We start from the raw sequence: 16,243 nt of genomic DNA on the forward strand, positions 1-16,243 counted from the left end.
CGATAAGCTTTTGTTTACCAGTTTCGTCAATTCCTGAGTCCATCGAAGGGGGCACCGAGCGGGCGGTGCGGTGGAGACCAAAATGACACTGGGGCTTAATAACAATGCAGCGCTCGAAGCGCTGATCATCGGGTCGAGCCCGGCGGTTTGCCGGCTGCGCGAGATGATCCGGCGCGTGGCGCGCTCGAATGCGTCGGTGATGCTTTGCGGCCCGTCGGGCTCGGGCAAGGAACTGGTCGCCCGCGCGATCCACGACGAAGGCGCCCGTGCGGGCAAGGCCTTTTCGGCGATCAATTGCGGCGCGATCCCCGGCGAACTTATCGAATCCGAATTGTTCGGGCATGAAAAGGGCAGCTTCACCGGCGCCCATGCCCGCCGCATCGGCCATTTCGAAGCGAGCGAGGGCGGTACGCTCTTCCTCGACGAAATCGGCGACATGCGTTTCGACATGCAGGTGAAACTGCTCCGCGTGCTCGAAGACCGGACGATCGTCCGCGTCGGCAGCAGCGAGGTAAAGGCTGTCGATGTCCGCGTCATTTCGGCTACCCACCAGGATCTCGGCGCCGCGATCGCCGATGGCAAATTCCGCGAAGACCTGTTCTTCCGGCTCGGCGTGGTTGTGCTCCAGGTCCCCAGCCTGGCCAGCCGCGTCGAGGATATCCCGGCGCTCGTCCGCCACTTTCAGCGCCGGATGCCGGCCGATGCCAAATGCCGATATGACGACGCCGCGATGGCGCTGCTCATGCAGCACGGGTGGCCGGGCAATGTGCGCGAACTCCGGAATTTCGTCGAACGCGCCAGCGTTCTCCATGGCGGCGAGACGCTCGGCGCGGACGATGTCGCGATGCTTTTGAACCCCACCGCAGCGCTTGCGCCGCGGTACGCTGTCCCTGGCAGCGTTGCCGCGGTGCAGGCCAGCGCGGACGATTTTGCCGCAGCGCCTTTCGCCGTGGCCGCGCCGCAGGCCAAGACGCCGGCTCCGGGCCGTCCGATCGACCTGAAGCGCGAGATCGAAACCATCGAACTCGAACAGATCCACGTCGCGCTCGACCTTGCCGACGGCATCATTTCGGAAGCCGCGCGCCTTTTGACGCTGAAGCGCACGACGCTGATCGAAAAGATGCGCAAATATGGCGTCCACCAGCAGGCTGCCTGACAGCGCTTGCGATACAAGTTTCAGCACCCGCTGAAAAAGGGGGCTCTGGTCCGCTCCCGCACCACCCGGCCGTCCGTCCCCACCTCGGGCGGCCGGGTACCCAGCGGGCTCGCTTGATAAACGGCATCGGCCCGCTCCTTCCTGCGAAGGGCGGGCCGTTTGTCATTCGGCGATCATCGCGGCGGGCGTCAGCGGAGCTGCCGCCAGGCGGCGCTGATCGTGAGGATACCTTCGAGCAGTTCGGAAAGTCCTTCGGCGCTGTTTGCCGCGACGGCATCGTCGAGCTTGCGGCGCATGCTGCGATAGACGCGCGATAGCGCCGTCGCGACGTCGCCGCCCTTGTCGCGGTCGAGATTGACGTCGAGACCGATCAGGATCGCGCGTGCGCGGTGCGCGGGTTCAGTGGCCGAAATGCGCTGCCCCTGCCGCACCATGGCGGCGAGGACGCCGACAGCGGTTTCGAGCTCGTCATAAAGCATCGTCACCAGCTCGACGGGGTCGGCGGCGGCGGCGCGGCTTTCATTCTGCAATCGGCGATAAAGCCCGGTCGCCCGGACGGTCGAGGCGGTAGCGGTCACGGCGGCGGTCCCTAATTATTGCCCTGGTTCGTCCAGAGCTCAATCTGTTGTTCCAGATAGCTTTGCGTCGCCTTGAACGCCGCAAGCTTGGCTTCGAGCGCGCCATATTGCTTCTCGAGCCGCGCCTTATAGGCGTCCTCGCGCTCCTCGATCTTCTCGAGCTGATCGGCGAGGCTTTCCTGTTTCGCGGTCAGCGACTGCGAGACGCGGTCGATCGCGCCGTTGGCGCCCACCGCCTTGTCGCGGATCGCGTCGAGCGCGAAGGCGATGCCGGGGTCGCTCTGTTCCGTGTGAGTCGCGTCGCGGCGCGGGTTGAACAGCGCCTCGACCGCACCCGCGTCGGTTTCGAGCGCCTTGTCGAGCTTGGTGCTATCGACCGCCAGCAGGCCTTCCTTCGTCGACGTGATGCCGATATCGGACAGCTTGTTGATGCTCCCGTGGCTTGAGACCACCTTGTGAAGAAGGCCCGAAAGCTCGCGCTCGAGTTCGCGGAGCGAGCTGGTCGGACCCGACAGGTTAGAGGCGGAGACGAGGCTTTTCTTGAGCTGGTTATAGACCGCGACGAAATCGCCGACGGTCTGCTTGATCATGTCGAGCGGCCGGCTCGCGCCGATATCGACCGGCTGGCCGGGCGCCGCTTTCTTTAGCGTGAGCGACATGCCCGGAACGACGTCGTCGACGATATTGGTGGCGCGGCTGAAGGCGACGCCGTCGATCGTGAATTCGGCGTTGGCGGCGCTTTGCCCCTCGGTCATTCCACCCCCGGTCGCAAAGGCGGAGAGGCCGGGATCCGCGCCCGCGTCGGCGGCGAGGGTGAAGGCGCCGGCTTCGCCCGTCGGGCCTTTCAGGATCAGGCGGTGCCCGCCTTCGTCGGCGATGATCGAGGCGGTGACGCCCGCGCCGCTGGCGTTGATCGCATTGGCCAGCCCGTCGAGGCTGTTGTTCGCGGCGTCGATGGTGATCGTCGTATCGACGCCGCCGACGGACAGCGTCATTGTGCCGGTGCCGATCGCGGCGGCCTTGTCCGCGACGACCCCCGAATAATTGGTCTGCGCGCGCGCGAGCTGGTTTACGACGACGGTCGCGGCGAAGCTGTCGGCCGACAGGCCGGCGCGGCTGGTGGCGCCGAGCACGCTTTCGTCGGACACGGTCGGCGTGCTGCGCAGCGTTCCGTCGGCGACCATCTGGCTCAGTGAATCGGCGAACCCGTCGAGATCGGCGCGGGCTTGCGACAGCGCGCTGATCCGCGTCTGGTTCGTCTGGGTCAGCTCGGCCATGCGCGCGATCTTGGGCTCGCGCGACGCGTTCGCGAGGTCGGTGACGAGCTGTTTGACGTCGAGGCCGGAGCCGAAACCGAGGCTGTTGGCGATTGAGCTGACCATGGCGAAATATCCTTCGCACTGCTTAACGGCGGCGCGCGCGGAAGATTAAGCCTGACGGCGCCCTTCGGGATCGAAACGGTGCGAGGGCGGAATATCGACCGCTGGCTGGGCGAGCCCGTCGGCGGCGGCGCGCTCGAGCTGGAAGACGAAGGCAAGCACGGTGGCGACCGCGATGAACAATTCTTCGGGGATCACGCGGCCGGCGCGCGCGGTGAAGTAGATGGCTCGGGTGAGCTGCGGATATTCGAGCATCGGGACATTGGCGGTGCGCGCCAACTCGCGGATCGACAGCGCGACGTCGCCGCGCCCGCGCGCGACGACGACGGGCGCGGCATCGGTACCGGGGCGATAGCGCAGCGCGACCGAGAAATGGGTCGGATTGGTGAGGACGACCGACGCCTCGGACACCGCCTTGCGCGCCGACCCGCTCAGAATCTCGTGCGCGCGCTGGCGCTGCGCCTGCTTGAGTTCGGGCGCGCCGTCGGACTGGCGCATCTCCTCCTTGATCTCCTGCTTGCTCATCATCAGTCTTTTATTGCGCTGGAACCATTGCACCGGCACGTCGATGAGCGCGATGACGACGAGCCCGCCGGCGAGCGTCAGCATCGCATGGCCGATCGCCTTTCCGGCGAGGCCGATCGCGGCGATCAGGTCGACCCGCGCCATCGTCATGATCGCGGGCAGGCTGCTGGCGACCAGCCAGTAACCGATCGTGCCGAGCAGCAGCACCTTGGCGATCGCCTTGCCGAGCTCGGTCGCGCCCTGCATCCCGAACATGCGCTTGAGCCCGCTCAGCGGGTTGATCCGGTTGCCCTTGAAGTGGAGCGCCTTGCCGCGCCAGCCCATCGAACCGAGCATCGCGGGCCCCGCGATCGCGGCGCCGATCGCCAGCGCGAACAGGCTCGCGAGCGGAAGCAGGATTTCGACCCCGTTGCGCATCAGCGCCTCGGCGGGTGCGAAATCGGCGACGTCGGCGGCGGTCAGCGTCAGCCCGCGGCGGACGAGGTCGCCCGCCGACTGGACGAACCAGCCGCCCGCGGCGACCATCCATCCCGCGGCGGCCAGCATCATCAGCGCGGTCGCCAGCTCGCGCGACATCAGCACATCGCCTTCGCGCGCCGAATCGGCGAGCTTCTTCGCCGTCGGCTGTTCGGTTTTCTGGTCCTTGTCGCTGCCTTCGGCCACGGTTCAGGTCCCGGCCATCATGCGCGCGGCGTCGAGCGCGTCGGAAAGGATGCGCGCGATCGCCTCTGCCATCGCAGGGGTCGCGACGCCGAGCAGCACGATCCCCGCCAGCAAAGTCGCAGGGATGCCCACCGCGAACAGGTTGAGCGCGGGCGCCGAGCGGCCGATGACACCCATGATGATCTGGACGAGGATCAGCACGAATCCCACGGGCATCGCGATCGTCAGCCCGGCCGCGAACATCAGGCTGCCGAAACGGATGAGGCCGCCGATCGCGTCCCAGGACGGAAAGGCGTTGCCGGGGGGCAGCGCGCTATAGCTGTCGACGACGATGTCGATCAGCACGAGGTGACCGTCGGCGGCAAGAAACAGCGCGGTGGCCATCATCGAGAGGAACTGGCCGATCGCCGAACTCGACGCGCCGCTCAAGGGATCGACCATCGACGCGAAGCCGAGGCCCATCGCGTTGCTGATCACTTCGCCCGCGAGCAAGGCGGCGGCGAGCCCCATCTGGAGGACAAAGCCGATCGCGAGCCCGATCACCACCTCGCCAATGATGAATAAGAAGCCGGGGACCGACACGATGCCTTCGGCCGGCAGCGTCATGCCCGACGCCGCCACCGCGGGCACCCCGACCGCGAGCGCGATCACCAGCCGCAGTTGCACCGGGACGCTAGACGCGCCGAATACCGGCGCGGCGATGAACGCGGCGCCGGGGCGGATCATTCCCAGCATCCACAGCTGGAGCATCGCCTCGATATTCGGGATGTCGGCGGGGTTCACTATCGCCCTATCGCCCTACCGGACGAGCGCCGGGATCTGCGCGAACAGTTCGCGAGTGAAATCGGTGAGCAGCACGAGGATGCTGCCGCCGAAGATCGCGAGGCAGATCGCTGCGACGATCAGCTTGGGCACGAAGGTCAGCGTCTGTTCGTTGATCGACGTCGCCGCCTGCACCATGCCGAGCAGCACGCCGATGACGAGCACCGGCAACAGCAGCGGCGCCGAGGCGAGGGCGAGGATCCACAGCGACTGCTGCGCCACCCCGATGAAATAGTCGGTCTCCATCGTCGGGGCCCTAACTCACGAACGAGGAGGCGAGCGATCCCATCGTCAGCGCCCAGCCGTCGACGAGCACGAAGAGCAGCAATTTGAAGGGCATCGATATGATCGTTGGCGACAGCATCATCATACCCAGCGACATCAGCGCCGACGCGACGATCAGGTCGATGACGAGGAAGGGCAGGAAGATCAGGAAGCCGATCTGGAACGCGGTCTTGAGTTCGCTGGTGACGAAGGCGGGCAGCAGGATCGAGAAGGGCACGTCCTTCGGGCTCGCATAGCTCGGCGCCTTGGCGATCTTGGCGAACATCATCAGGTCGGTCTTGCGCGTCTGTTTCATCATGAAGCCGTGGAGCGCGGTGCCCGAGCGCGATACCGCTTCGCCGATGTCGATCTGTTCTTGGCCATAAGGTTCGATCGCGACGCGGTTCACTTCGCTGATCACCGGCTGCATCACGAACAGCGAAAGGAACAGGCTCAAACCAACGAGCACCTGGTTCGGCGGTGTCTGTTGCAGCCCGAGCGCGTGGCGCAGGATCGACAGCACGATGATGATACGCGTGAAACTGGTCATCATCAGCAGCAGCGACGGCAGCACCGTCAGCAGGCTCATCAGGACGAGAATCTGGAGCGAGAGGCTCAAGGGCCGGCCGTCGCCGCCGATCTCGCTCACCGCGCGGCTGAGGCCATCGGCCGCCTGCGCATAGGCCGCAGGCGCGGCGCAGAGCAGCGTGGCGCCGCCTGCGAGCGCCGCGGCGCGCAGCCAGAAACGGCGATCAGTCGGCATGGAAGTCGCCCTGGCTGTCGTCGGCGATCCGCGTAATGCCATTGCGCGACACCGCGATCAGTACCCGCTGCCCGGCAAATTCGACCACCGCGAGCTTCGATCCGGGGCCGAGCGGGAGCACGTCGACCATCTCGATCGCGCGCGTCTTGGCGGCGCCGCCGACAAGCGGCACGCCCATCTGGACGCGCTTCCACAGCCACAGGCTACCCCATGCCATCGCGCCGATGATCGGCAGCAGGATGAGGAGACGGAGGATATATTCCAGCATCAGGCTCTCCGCTCGAAACCTTCGAGCCCGCGTGCCGGCGCGACGACTTCGGCGACCTGGATGCCATAGCGGCCATCGATGCTGACGATCTCGCCCTTCGCGATGAGGGTGCCGTTGGCGTAGATGTCGAGCAGGTCGGTCGCGGCGCGGTCGAGCTCGATCACGCTGCCTTCGCCCAGCGCGAGCAGTTCGGAGAGTGTCATCGACGTCGACCCGACCTCGACCGACACGCGCAGCGAGACGCCGGCGAGCAGGTCGAAATTGGGCGCGGCGGCGATGCTCTTGTCGCGCCGGTCGGCGCGCCCGGCCTTCGGGGCTTCGGCGATATCAGTCATTGTCCGGTCCTTTTTCGATATGGTCGATCATGATCGCGGCGTTGCCATTGGCCTCGCCTATGCTGCCGAATGCAAAGCTGCGCCCGGCGACGGTCACCGGCACATGGCGCGGCATGGAAAGCGGGATGATGTCGCCGACCTCGAGCGAGAGCAGCTTGACGAGGCTGATCTCGGGGCGCGCGAGCACCGAGCGCACCGGCATGCGCACGTCGCGCAGCGCCTTGTCGAGCGCGCCCGACCAGGCGGGGTCGGCGCCGCCATGCGCCTGCGTGTCGGGAAGCAGCTCGTCCCCGGCGATCCCGCGCAGCGCGGCCACCGGATAGGCGCACAGGATGACGCGCCCGTCGAAGGGCGCACCGCGCAGCGTGAAGCGCTGGACAAACAATTCGTCGTCGGCGCGGACCGCGGCGAGCTTCGCCGGATCGGCCGTGACGCAGTCGAGTTCGGGTTCGAGCGCCAGCTTGCCGCGCCAGGCGGCGGAAAGCTGCAAGCCGATGTCGCGACCGAGGCGCGCCGCGAAGCGATCCTCGGCATCGGTCAGTTCCTCGCGCTCGGCGGCGAGCTGGCCGCGGCCGCCATAGAAGATGTCGACGAGCTGGAGCAGCAGCGTCCGCGGAGCGGCGACCAGGATCGGCCCCTTGAACGACGGCGCGTGATAGCGCCAGAAGATCGCCGGGACGGCCGACGCGCTCCAATCGGCAAAGCTCATCTGCTCGCCGCCGCCGCGCTCGACCTGGATCGTCGGCGCGCCGAGCGCGCGCACGAGATCGCGCAAGCTGCGTGCGAACTGGTTCGCTACCCCCTCGAGCGCGGGAAAGGCGTAACCATCCGCAGCCTTGCGCAGCAGCAAGGATTCCTTGCTGTCAGCGGGCGTGGCCGCGGGTGCGGCCGGCGCCCTCACGGCCTTGACGGTTTTCGGACTGGTGGTCACTGGATCACCAGACTCGTGAAATAGACATTGTCGATACCCCCGAAACCTTCCTTCTCGCGCAGCACATCGTTGATCACGGCGGTCAACTGACGTTGCAGCCGCTGTTTCCCCTGCGATGTGGAGAGCAAAACCGGATCCTGTTCGGCGAGCACCATTAGCACGACCGAGCGGATAGGCACCGCCTGCCGTTTGATATTATTGATAACCTTGCCGTCATAAAAGGTCGAAAGGCTGATACCGATCTGGAGGAACCCCGATCCGTCGGCGAGATTGGTCGTGAAGCTCTCGGTGATCGGGTAGTAGGTGATCTCATACTTTCGCGGGTCGACCTTGAACTTGTCGTTCGGGACCGACACGGTGCCGACCTTCGGCGGCGCTTCCTTGTCCTCGCCCTCGGCGGCGGGTTCGGCGCCGTCCTCGCTGCGCAGGACGAGCTTCGGATATTTATCCTCGGGCTTCGCCTCATGCGCCGACAGCGCGCCGAAATAGATGCCGGCGCCGGCGCCGGCGCCGATCAGCGCGACCGCAGCGACGCCGATCAGCAGCAGCTTCTTGAACTTGCCCTTTTTCTTGGGGGCGCCTTCGACATTATCCTTGGCCATGGTGGGACCCTTCCTGATCAGGCGAAGCGACCGCGGCGGTCCGCGGCGCGGTCTTCGCCGCGCGGTTCGGCGCGTTCGGTGGCGGTTTCGATGAGATGCGCCGGGTCGGGCGCGGCGGCGCGGCCCTGACCGTGGCCTTGCGACTGGCGGCCGGCCTCGCCCGGGGTGCAGGTCACTTCGGCGCCGGCGACACGGACGCCTTGCTGGCGCAGTTCCTCGACGAGGCGGCCCTGCGCGGCGGTAACGATCGTCGCGGTCGCTTCGTGATGCGTGTCGAGCTTCAGCGCGACGCCCTCGTCCCCCATGTGCATCGCGACGTCGAGGCGGCCGAGGTGGCGAGGCATCAGGCGAAAGCTGATGTCGCCGCTGTCCGACTTGGTCGCCGCGATGTCGCGCGCGAGCTGGTCGATCCATACGCCGTCGCTATCCATGTCGAGTACGCGCTCGGCGAGCTGGACGGGGGCAGCGGCTTCGGCGACCGCGGCAGCGCCCTGCGCGGCCGGCTGGGTGAAGAGGATCGTCATCGACGGCGTGGGATCGACGGCCTTCGCGACCGGTGGTTCCGCGCTGGTCAGCATCGGTAACGGCGCCCTGACATCACGCGGGCGCGCGGCGAGGGGCGCTTCCGGGGCTTCGGCGTCGGCACGGACCGGAGGCGCTTCGGCCGGCTTGGCGGGCTTCGTGGCGGCGGCCGGGATAGCGGCCGCGACCACCACTGCCAGATCGGTTGCGGGGGCGGCGGGGACAGCGTCTGCCGTTTCCGCCGTGCCGGGCGCGGCGTCGGTTTCGGTTTCGGTTTCGGTTTCGGCCGGAACCGGTTTGCCGGGCTTGGGCGCCGGAACGGGGGCGCTGCCGCCCAGCGCGATCAGCAGGTTGGCGGCCAGCGTCGCGGCGCCGGTTTCGGCGGGCTCGGCTTTGACGACCGGGGTTTCGCTCACAGCATCCTTGAGCGGCGGTGACTCGATTTGCGGGGCCACCGCTTCGGACGGCGCTGCGGGATCGATCTTGATCGTCGCGGCCGCATGGGCGGAGGGGGGCACCGCGACCGGCGCTGCGGCGAGCAGCTGGTCGAAGCCGCCGCCTTCGCCGCCGCCCTCGGGCAGCTGGCCGATATTGGCGAGGAAGGTCGCGAAGCCCGCGGGCATCGCGCCCTGCGGCGTGGGAAGGGCGGGCGCGCTCATCATGCCGCGCCTCCTTCGATCAGGCGCAGGCGCATCCCGGCACGCGGACGGTGCGGGCGGTTCGCGTCGTCGCGGCGTTCCTGTTCGGCCTGTGCCGATTTGCGGCTGCGTTCATAAAGGCGCACCGCCGATTCTTCCTTCGCCATCGCGCTCTGCGCGCGCGCGCCCATTTCGTCGCGGCGCTGGCTCGCGTTGCTGAGCGGCGCGGTCAGGCTTTCCTGCGCGATGTCGAGCCGCATCGCGAGCTCGCCGATCGTGTTGAGCGCGCCGCCGGCGACCGCGCCCTTCGCCATCGCCAGGTCGACGCGCAGCGTTTCGAGCCGCCTCGCCAGCTCGACGAGGTTCGCCAGCTCGCCATTGGCGCGCGCCAGATTGGCCTCCGCCATCTGATGTTCGACGGAGCGCACGCGGATGATACGTTTGCGGCGTGCGGTACGGGCGTTCATGCGGAATATCCTTCAATCAGGGTTTGGCGGGAAATGTCGAAATCGACCTGCGCTTTCGCGGGCTGCGAAACATAGGCGAGCTGATCGGCGTGACGGGCGATCGCGATGTCGAGCACCGGGTCGGCGCCGGCGACGTAAGCGCCCATCAGCATCAGGTCGCGATTCTCTTCATAGAGCGACCAGAGCTGGCGAAAGCGCGCCGCGGCGGCGGCATGTTCGGGGTCGACCGAATCGACCATCGTGCGCGACAGCGAGCGCGCGACGTCGATCGCGGGATAAACCCCCTGTTCGGCGAGGGCGCGCGACAGGATGATATGGCCGTCGACGATCGCGCGCGCGCTGTCGACGACCGGATCGTCGATGTCGCCGCCGTCGGCGAGCACGGTGTAGAGCGCGGTGATCGAGCCGCCGGTTTCGCGGTCGATGCCGGCGCGTTCGCAGAGCGAGGGGATGAGCGCGAAGACCGACGGCGGATAGCCTTTCATCGTCGGCGGTTCGCCCAGCGTCAGGCCGATCTCGCGCTGCGCATGCGCGACGCGCGTCAGGCTGTCGATCAGCAGCAGCACCTTCTTGCCCTCGGCGCGAAAGGCCTCGGCGATCGCGGTCGCGCGCATCGCGGCGCGCAGGCGGAGCAAGGGCGGATGGTCGGCGGGAACCGCGACGACGACCGACTTCTTGCGGACCTCGGGGGGCAGTTTTGTTTCGACGAAATCGCTGACCTCGCGGCTGCGCTCGCCGATCAGCCCGACGACGATGACGTCGCATTCGGTGCCCGCGATCATCTGGCCCATCAGCACCGACTTGCCGACGCCCGACCCGGCGATGATCGCGACTCGCTGGCCTTCGCCGACGGTGAGCAGGCCGTTGATCGCGCGCACGCCCATGTTGAGCGCGCGGGTGACGCGGCCGCGGCGCAGCGGATTGACCTTCCGCCCCGCGAGCGGCCACTGGAACTGCGACTTGATCGCCGGACGGCCGTCGAGCGGGTTGCCCTGCGCGTCCATGATGCGGCCGAGCAATGTCTTGCCGACCGCAACCATGCTCGACGCGCCATGCGGTTCAACGGGCGCGCCGGTGACGAGCGGCTTGTTGGTGTCGAAGGGGAGGACGAGGCTGCGGTGGCCGCGAAAGCCGACGACCTCGCCATAAACATAATCATTGTCTGCCGACCGGATCCGGACGTTGCTGCCGAGCGGCATCGGGAAGCCCGATACTTCGAGCATGATGCCCTCGTGCGAGACGAGGGTGCCGATGCGGCGCGGGCTGGCGTGCGCGAGGTCGACGGGGTCGAGCAACTGCTGCGCCGAGAGGGCGAGGCGGCGCGTCATGCGGCTTCGCTTTCGCCGAGCGCGGCGCGCAATTCCTCAAGATAGACCGCGCGGCCATGTTCGATCCAGCCGGTCGAGGTTTCGAGGCGGACGGTGCCGCGGATCATCGCCGGGTCGCTTTCGATCGCGAGGGTAAGCGGACAATCGGCAAGCAGCGCGGCGTCGTCGGGGTGAACCCACAAGGTGCGCGCCTTGTCGGCGTCGGCGACCAGCGCGGCGGCGGTCTCGGCCTGCGCTTGCAGCCATTCGGCGTCGATCGGCGCGGCGGCGACGATCTGGCGGACGAGGCGTTCGACGGTCGTCGCGATCAGCTGTGCAAGTTCTTCGCTGGGCTCGTCCTGCAGCGCCTCGGCGCCGGCGAGCAGCGCGAGCAGCTGATGACGTTCGGCGACGAAGGCCGCTTCGGCGAGGCGCTGGCCTTCGGCGAGACCGAGCGCGAAGGGGTCGTCGAGGTCGATTTGGTCGAGGTTTTCGGGCTCCTCGGGCGCGGCCGACGGCGGGGGTGCGAAGGACAGCGGGCGAAACCCGCCATGGCGCGCCATCGCATCGGCCAGGCGGACGGGTGCGAAGCCTGTTTCGACGGCGGGATCAGACATAATCGTCGCCTCCGCCGGCGATCATGATCTCGCCGGCCGCCGCCATCTGGCGCACGATCTGCATCACGCTCTTCTGCGCGTCATCGACGTCGGCGCGCTTGACCATCGTCATCTCGGCCATTTCGTCGCGGATCGTTTCTGCGGCGCGCTGCGACATTGTGGCGAGGCACATGTCGACCATGTCCTCGTCGGCGCCCTTGAGCGCGATCGCGAGCTGGGCGGCGTCAACCGAACGCAGCACGGCGCTGAGGCTCTTCTTGTCGAGGTCGCGCAGATTTTCGAAGATGAACATTTCCTCCTCGATCGTCTGGGCGAGGATGCGGTCGTGCTTCTTGAGCGAGCGGAGCGTGCGCTCGCTGAGCTGCTTCGGCATCTTCTTCATGATCTTGGCGACGTCGCTCGGGCCGCCGATCGCCTGCTTGGCGACGCGCTGGCCATCGACATTGGCGCTCGCGAGCACTGATTCGAGATCCTCGATCGCGGCGGCGGGGACCGAGGTCAGCATCGCGGCGCGCAGCACCAGATCGGCTTGCAACAGTTCGTCGAGCGTTTCGATCGCGCGCGCGGCGACGTCGGGGACGAGCACCGAGAGGATCAGCGCGCCGACCTGCGGATGTTCGCTGGCGAGCAGGCCGCTGATCGCATCGACGTCCATCCAGCGCAGCATTTCGAGCGACGCGGCGCTGCGCTGCGGCGCGACGGCGGCGAGGATATTATCGGCGCGGACGTTGCCAACGGCTTCGTTGATCACGGTGCGGATGCGCGTGTCGGCGCCGATTGCGAGCGCGCTGACGTCGCGGCTGCGCGTCACGAAGCGGTCGAGCGCCTGTCCGATCTGCTGCTCGCTCGCGTTGGCGGTGTCGAACATCGCCTTCGCCAGCTGTCGCACCTCATCGGGGTCGAGCTGTTTCAGAATCGTTGCAGCTTCGCTTTCGTCGAGCAGCATCAACAGGATCGCGGCGGCGGCCGACCCTTCGATCGCCGGCAGGGCGGGCGAATTGTCCAGTTCGGCGACTTCAGGCACGGGCGCCCTCCTGCATCAGGTGGCGGACGACGAGCGCGGCGCGCGCCGAATCCTGGCGGACGAAGGCGCGGACGAGGTTGGCGCGTGCTTCATAGCTTGGCGCCTGTTCGATCATCTCGAGCGTGATTTCGCGATGATTCGAACCGCTGGCGAGCGCGGGGCGGTCGGTCGCGGCGAGCAGCGATTCCTCCAGCGCCTGATTCTGTTCGGCGCGCTTGGCGGCGCGTTCCTTCGCCGCGCGGATCATCGGGCGGCCGATGAACAGGAAGGCGAGCAGCGCGGCGAGGATCGCGCCGACCTGCTTGACGAGCGGCAGGAACCAGCCCTGGTCGTAGAAGGGGGGCGCCGTGTCTTCGACCGCCACGAACGGGCGCTGGTTGATCGCGACGAGGTCGCCGCGCGCCGCGTCGAAACCGATCGCGCCCTTCACCAGGCTGTCGATCTTGGTCAGGTCGGCCTGCGTCAGCGCCTTCTTGCCCTGGTTGAGCGCGACGGCGACCGAGACGCGGCGTAGCTTGCCCTGCGGCGAGTGCGTAACCGAAATCTCGCGGCCGACCTCATAGGCGCGGGCGGCGTTTTCATTGCTTTCGATGCCCGGCGCCGGGGCGCCCGGTGCCGCCGGCTGCGGACCTTCGGCGGTGACCGTCGTCGCCTGCGGCGGCTGGTTCGACAGCGCGCCGGGGATGCCGACGGCGGGAGCGGTGCTGCCGCTGGTCGAGCGGGTGATCTGTTCGCTGGTCAGCGCGCGGTCATTCTCGGGGAAGCTTTCGCGCGTTGCCTGGCTTTCGGACATGTCGACGTCGGCGTGGACTTCGACGGTGTAATTGCCCGCCCCGAGCATCGGGCCGAGCAACGTGTCGAGCGCGCGGCGAAAGCGGTCCTCGACCTGCAATTGCAGCTGGAATGCCTTCATGTCGCTGCCCGACGCGGTGTCGGACAACAGCGCGCCGCGCTGGTCGATCACCGACACCTGCTCGGCGTTCATCCCGGGGACCGACGAGGCGACGAGAAAGCGGATCGCCTGCACCTGGCCGTCGCTGAGCGAGCGGCCGTTCTGCAGCGTCAGCATCACCGATGCGGTCGCGGGCTTGTCGTCGCGAACGAACAGGCTCGGTTCGGCGGCGGCGACGTGGACGCGCGCGCTCTTCACCGCGTCGATCGTCTCGATCGTCCGCGACAGGTCGGCCTCGCGCGCCGAGCGCAACGCCTCGCCCTCGATCGCGCGGCTCGACCCCATGGGGAGCGAAGCGATCAGGCTGTCGCCGCTTGGCGCCGCCTTGGGCAGGCCCTGTCCGGCGAGCGCGATGCGCGCCTGGTGGAGCTTGTCGGCATCGACGGTCAGCGCACCGGTCGAGCCATCGATGCTGTGCGCAATGCCCTGCGACCGCAGCGCCTCGGCGACCGCCGCCTTGTCGGCGTCGTCGAGCCCGGCGAACAGCTGCGCCTGCGGCGCGGCCTGCATGGTGAAATAGGCGAGCGCGGCGATGCCGATCGCCGAGGTCATCGCGATCGCGGGCAGCGCGCGTTGCACCGCCGGCTGGCGGACGAATTGCGTGAAGGGTGCGAGGCGGCCGCCCAGGACGGGGGCGGCGAGGCGGTTCGCGGACCCGTCGTCGATAGGGGTCAGGATTTGTGCTTCAGCCATGGATTACACCGGCATGTTCATGATGTCGCGGTACGCGGACAGCAGCTTGTTGCGCACCTGCAGGGTGGTTTCGAAGCCGAGCGAGGCTTTCTGGCGCTCGATCATCACGCTGACGATGTCGTGCGTGTCGCCGCGTTCATAGGCTTCGCTGATCTGGCTCGCCTTCGCCTGCTGCGCGTTGACCTGCTGGAGGGCGTTGTTGATCGCGGCGCCGAAATCGGGTGCTGCCTCGGTGCCTTCGGCAGCGCCGATGCCGCCCCGGCCGGCGGCGCGCTGCAGCGCCTGGTTCTGATTGAGGATCGAACTGCGCATTTGCAGCAGCCGGCTCGGGTCAATCGTGCTCATTGCTTCTTCATCCGTCCTGATGCGCGGCGGTCTGCCGCACGCACAGAGAAGGATGCAAAGCCCGTGCCAAAAAAATCTATCTAATGTTATCAGTGATTTATATGGAGTCCGCTGGGGCGGCGGGCGGCTTTCGGCATTTTTTTGACGCGCCGGGCTTAAGCGCCGTCGCCGCCCGCCGTTACTGGCTTCGTGACCGCTCCTCGAGCCCTCACATCACGGGAATGGCCATCGAGGCCGGAAAGGAACAAAGATGACTGTCATCAACACCAATGTGAGCGCGCTTCGCGCCCAGAACAACTCGCGCGTCGCCAGCCAAATGCAGTCGCAGGCGATGGAACGCCTGTCGAGCGGCAAGCGCATCAACGCCGCGAAGGACGACGCCGCCGGCCTCGCCATCGCGACCCGGATGGAAGCTGCCGGCCGCGGCCTGACCCAGGCGATCCGCAACGCCAACGACGGCATTTCGCTCGCGCAGACCGCCGACAGCGCCGCCGGTAGCATCTCGGACATCCTCATCCGTATGCGTGACCTGGCGATGCAGGCCTCGACCGGCACGCTGAGCGACGACGACCGCACGCTGGTGCAGGAAGAAGTCGATGCGCTGATCTCGCAGATCGGCGACGTCGCGACCCGCACTTCGTTCAACGACAATGTGCTGCTCAACGGCAGCGTTGCCGCGGGCTTCGACATCCAGACGGGTCTGGATACCGGCCAGGTCGTGAACATCACGGTCGCCGACCTTCAGGCCGCCGCTCTCGGTGTCGACGCGCTCGACTTCTCGACCGCGGCGGGTGCATCGGCCGGGCTAGCGACGCTCGACACGGCGATCGACACGGTCGCCACTGAACGCGCCAACCTGGGTGCGCAGCAGAACCGCCTGACCTCGGCTGTCGACAATTTGACGTCGAGCGTCACGAATCTGGCGGAATCGAAGTCGCGTATCGAAGACGCCGATTTCTCGGTCGAATCGACGAACCTCGCGGCCGCCGGCATCCTGTCGCAGGCATCGACCGCGATGCTCGCCCAGGCGAACCAGAGCTCGCAGGGCGTGATGAACCTGCTCCGCTAAGTTTAGCGAACAAGTTTCAGGCTATATTCGGTTGGTCCCTTAGATAGCCTGATTGGATGCCCCGGCCCCCACAGCCGGGGCATCTTCTTTTTGGGCGATCGGCGGGCGATCGGTCGTCACGGCCGGTTTCGACCGGTTGCGGACCCACCCATCATCGTCACCCCGGACTCGATCCGGGGTCCATGACTTCAGCGCTGCGATGGATCCCGGATCAAGTCCGGGATGACGAAGGCTGGAAACAACCGGTTGCGGTTGCTCCGTATCCCCTCCCGCCTTCTTTAAACCGCCGTTCACCACCCCAGAGCCGACGCGCCTGCGGGCGA

General features: G+C 67.3%; 19 protein-coding genes. 2 read left to right on the forward strand and 17 right to left on the reverse strand.

The features are described 5' to 3' along the window. Nucleotides 1-82: 82 nt before the first annotated feature. Nucleotides 83-1,156 (forward strand): sigma-54 interaction domain-containing protein, encoded by a 1,074-nt coding sequence (locus VSX79_RS17615; protein WP_179497839.1) that lies wholly within the window; start codon nt 83-85, stop codon nt 1,154-1,156. Nucleotides 1,157-1,344: 188 nt separating this feature from the next. On the opposite strand, the gene VSX79_RS17620 is transcribed toward VSX79_RS17615, so the two are convergent. The 17 genes from VSX79_RS17620 to fliE are packed head-to-tail and all read right to left on the reverse strand — an operon-like array spanning nt 1,345 to nt 14,851. After that, entirely contained in the window at nt 1,345-1,734 is a 390-nt protein-coding gene (locus VSX79_RS17620; RefSeq protein WP_136172969.1) for a flagellar export chaperone FliS, read from the reverse strand. A gap of 11 nt (nt 1,735-1,745) precedes the next feature. Further along, complete coding sequence (gene fliD / locus VSX79_RS17625) at nt 1,746-3,116, reverse strand: flagellar filament capping protein FliD (protein ID WP_326913972.1); 1,371 nt, start codon at nt 3,114-3,116, stop codon at nt 1,746-1,748. Nucleotides 3,117-3,161: 45 nt separating this feature from the next. After that, entirely contained in the window at nt 3,162-4,301 is a 1,140-nt protein-coding gene (locus tag VSX79_RS17630; protein ID WP_179497843.1) for an EscU/YscU/HrcU family type III secretion system export apparatus switch protein, read from the reverse strand. 3 nt (nt 4,302-4,304) lie between these two features. Beyond that, nucleotides 4,305-5,084 carry a flagellar biosynthetic protein FliR gene (gene fliR, locus VSX79_RS17635; protein ID WP_326913973.1) on the reverse strand — a complete coding sequence of 260 codons (780 nt, stop codon included), beginning with the start codon at nt 5,082-5,084 and terminating at the stop codon, nt 4,305-4,307. Between the two features lie 15 nt (nt 5,085-5,099). Further along, nucleotides 5,100-5,369, reverse strand: coding sequence for a flagellar biosynthetic protein FliQ (locus VSX79_RS17640; RefSeq protein WP_179497847.1), 270 nt, complete (start codon nt 5,367-5,369; stop codon nt 5,100-5,102). 10 nt (nt 5,370-5,379) lie between these two features. Next, on the reverse strand, nt 5,380-6,150 hold the full coding sequence (fliP, locus tag VSX79_RS17645) for a flagellar type III secretion system pore protein FliP (protein ID WP_257018256.1): 771 nt from the start codon (nt 6,148-6,150) through the stop codon (nt 5,380-5,382). Continuing rightward, the gene (locus VSX79_RS17650) at nt 6,140-6,418 is read right to left on the reverse strand and encodes a flagellar biosynthetic protein FliO (RefSeq protein ID WP_179497849.1); all 279 of its coding nucleotides are present in this window, start codon (nt 6,416-6,418) and stop codon (nt 6,140-6,142) included. Before VSX79_RS17650 ends, fliP begins: the two co-directional genes overlap by 11 nt. Then, entirely contained in the window at nt 6,418-6,753 is a 336-nt protein-coding gene (fliN, locus tag VSX79_RS17655) for a flagellar motor switch protein FliN (protein ID WP_179497850.1), read from the reverse strand. Before fliN ends, VSX79_RS17650 begins: the two co-directional genes overlap by 1 nt. Then, on the reverse strand, nt 6,746-7,684 hold the full coding sequence (locus tag VSX79_RS17660) for a FliM/FliN family flagellar motor switch protein (protein WP_326913974.1): 939 nt from the start codon (nt 7,682-7,684) through the stop codon (nt 6,746-6,748). Before VSX79_RS17660 ends, fliN begins: the two co-directional genes overlap by 8 nt. After that, nucleotides 7,681-8,286 carry a flagellar basal body-associated FliL family protein gene (locus VSX79_RS17665; protein WP_179497854.1) on the reverse strand — a complete coding sequence of 202 codons (606 nt, stop codon included), beginning with the start codon at nt 8,284-8,286 and terminating at the stop codon, nt 7,681-7,683. The genes VSX79_RS17660 and VSX79_RS17665 overlap by 4 nt, the downstream gene beginning before the upstream one ends. A 17-nt stretch (nt 8,287-8,303) precedes the next feature. After that, nucleotides 8,304-9,470 carry a flagellar hook-length control protein FliK gene (locus VSX79_RS17670; RefSeq protein WP_326913975.1) on the reverse strand — a complete coding sequence of 389 codons (1,167 nt, stop codon included), beginning with the start codon at nt 9,468-9,470 and terminating at the stop codon, nt 8,304-8,306. Further along, nucleotides 9,467-9,913, reverse strand: a complete 447-nt coding sequence (locus VSX79_RS17675) for a hypothetical protein (protein ID WP_179497858.1) — start codon at nt 9,911-9,913, stop codon at nt 9,467-9,469. Before VSX79_RS17675 ends, VSX79_RS17670 begins: the two co-directional genes overlap by 4 nt. Continuing rightward, nucleotides 9,910-11,241 (reverse strand): FliI/YscN family ATPase, encoded by a 1,332-nt coding sequence (locus tag VSX79_RS17680; RefSeq protein WP_179497860.1) that lies wholly within the window; start codon nt 11,239-11,241, stop codon nt 9,910-9,912. The genes VSX79_RS17675 and VSX79_RS17680 overlap by 4 nt, the downstream gene beginning before the upstream one ends. Then, nucleotides 11,238-11,837: a FliH/SctL family protein gene (locus VSX79_RS17685; RefSeq protein WP_179497862.1), complete on the reverse strand. Its 600-nt coding sequence runs from the start codon at nt 11,835-11,837 to the stop codon at nt 11,238-11,240. Before VSX79_RS17685 ends, VSX79_RS17680 begins: the two co-directional genes overlap by 4 nt. After that, on the reverse strand, nt 11,830-12,861 hold the full coding sequence (fliG, locus tag VSX79_RS17690) for a flagellar motor switch protein FliG (protein WP_179497864.1): 1,032 nt from the start codon (nt 12,859-12,861) through the stop codon (nt 11,830-11,832). The genes VSX79_RS17685 and fliG overlap by 8 nt, the downstream gene beginning before the upstream one ends. Continuing rightward, nucleotides 12,854-14,506 (reverse strand): flagellar basal-body MS-ring/collar protein FliF, encoded by a 1,653-nt coding sequence (gene fliF, locus VSX79_RS17695; RefSeq protein WP_326913976.1) that lies wholly within the window; start codon nt 14,504-14,506, stop codon nt 12,854-12,856. The genes fliG and fliF overlap by 8 nt, the downstream gene beginning before the upstream one ends. Before the next feature lie 3 nt (nt 14,507-14,509). Then, nucleotides 14,510-14,851, reverse strand: coding sequence for a flagellar hook-basal body complex protein FliE (gene fliE, locus VSX79_RS17700; RefSeq protein ID WP_179497868.1), 342 nt, complete (start codon nt 14,849-14,851; stop codon nt 14,510-14,512). 250 nt (nt 14,852-15,101) lie between these two features. Here fliE and VSX79_RS17705 point away from each other — a divergent pair, with 250 nt between their 5' ends. After that, nucleotides 15,102-15,920, forward strand: a complete 819-nt coding sequence (locus VSX79_RS17705) for a flagellin N-terminal helical domain-containing protein (RefSeq protein WP_179497870.1) — start codon at nt 15,102-15,104, stop codon at nt 15,918-15,920. Nucleotides 15,921-16,243 lie beyond the last annotated feature (323 nt).

It is taken from the genome of Sphingopyxis chilensis (genome assembly GCF_035930445.1).
In the GTDB taxonomy this organism is placed as follows: Bacteria; Pseudomonadota; Alphaproteobacteria; order Sphingomonadales; family Sphingomonadaceae; genus Sphingopyxis; species Sphingopyxis chilensis.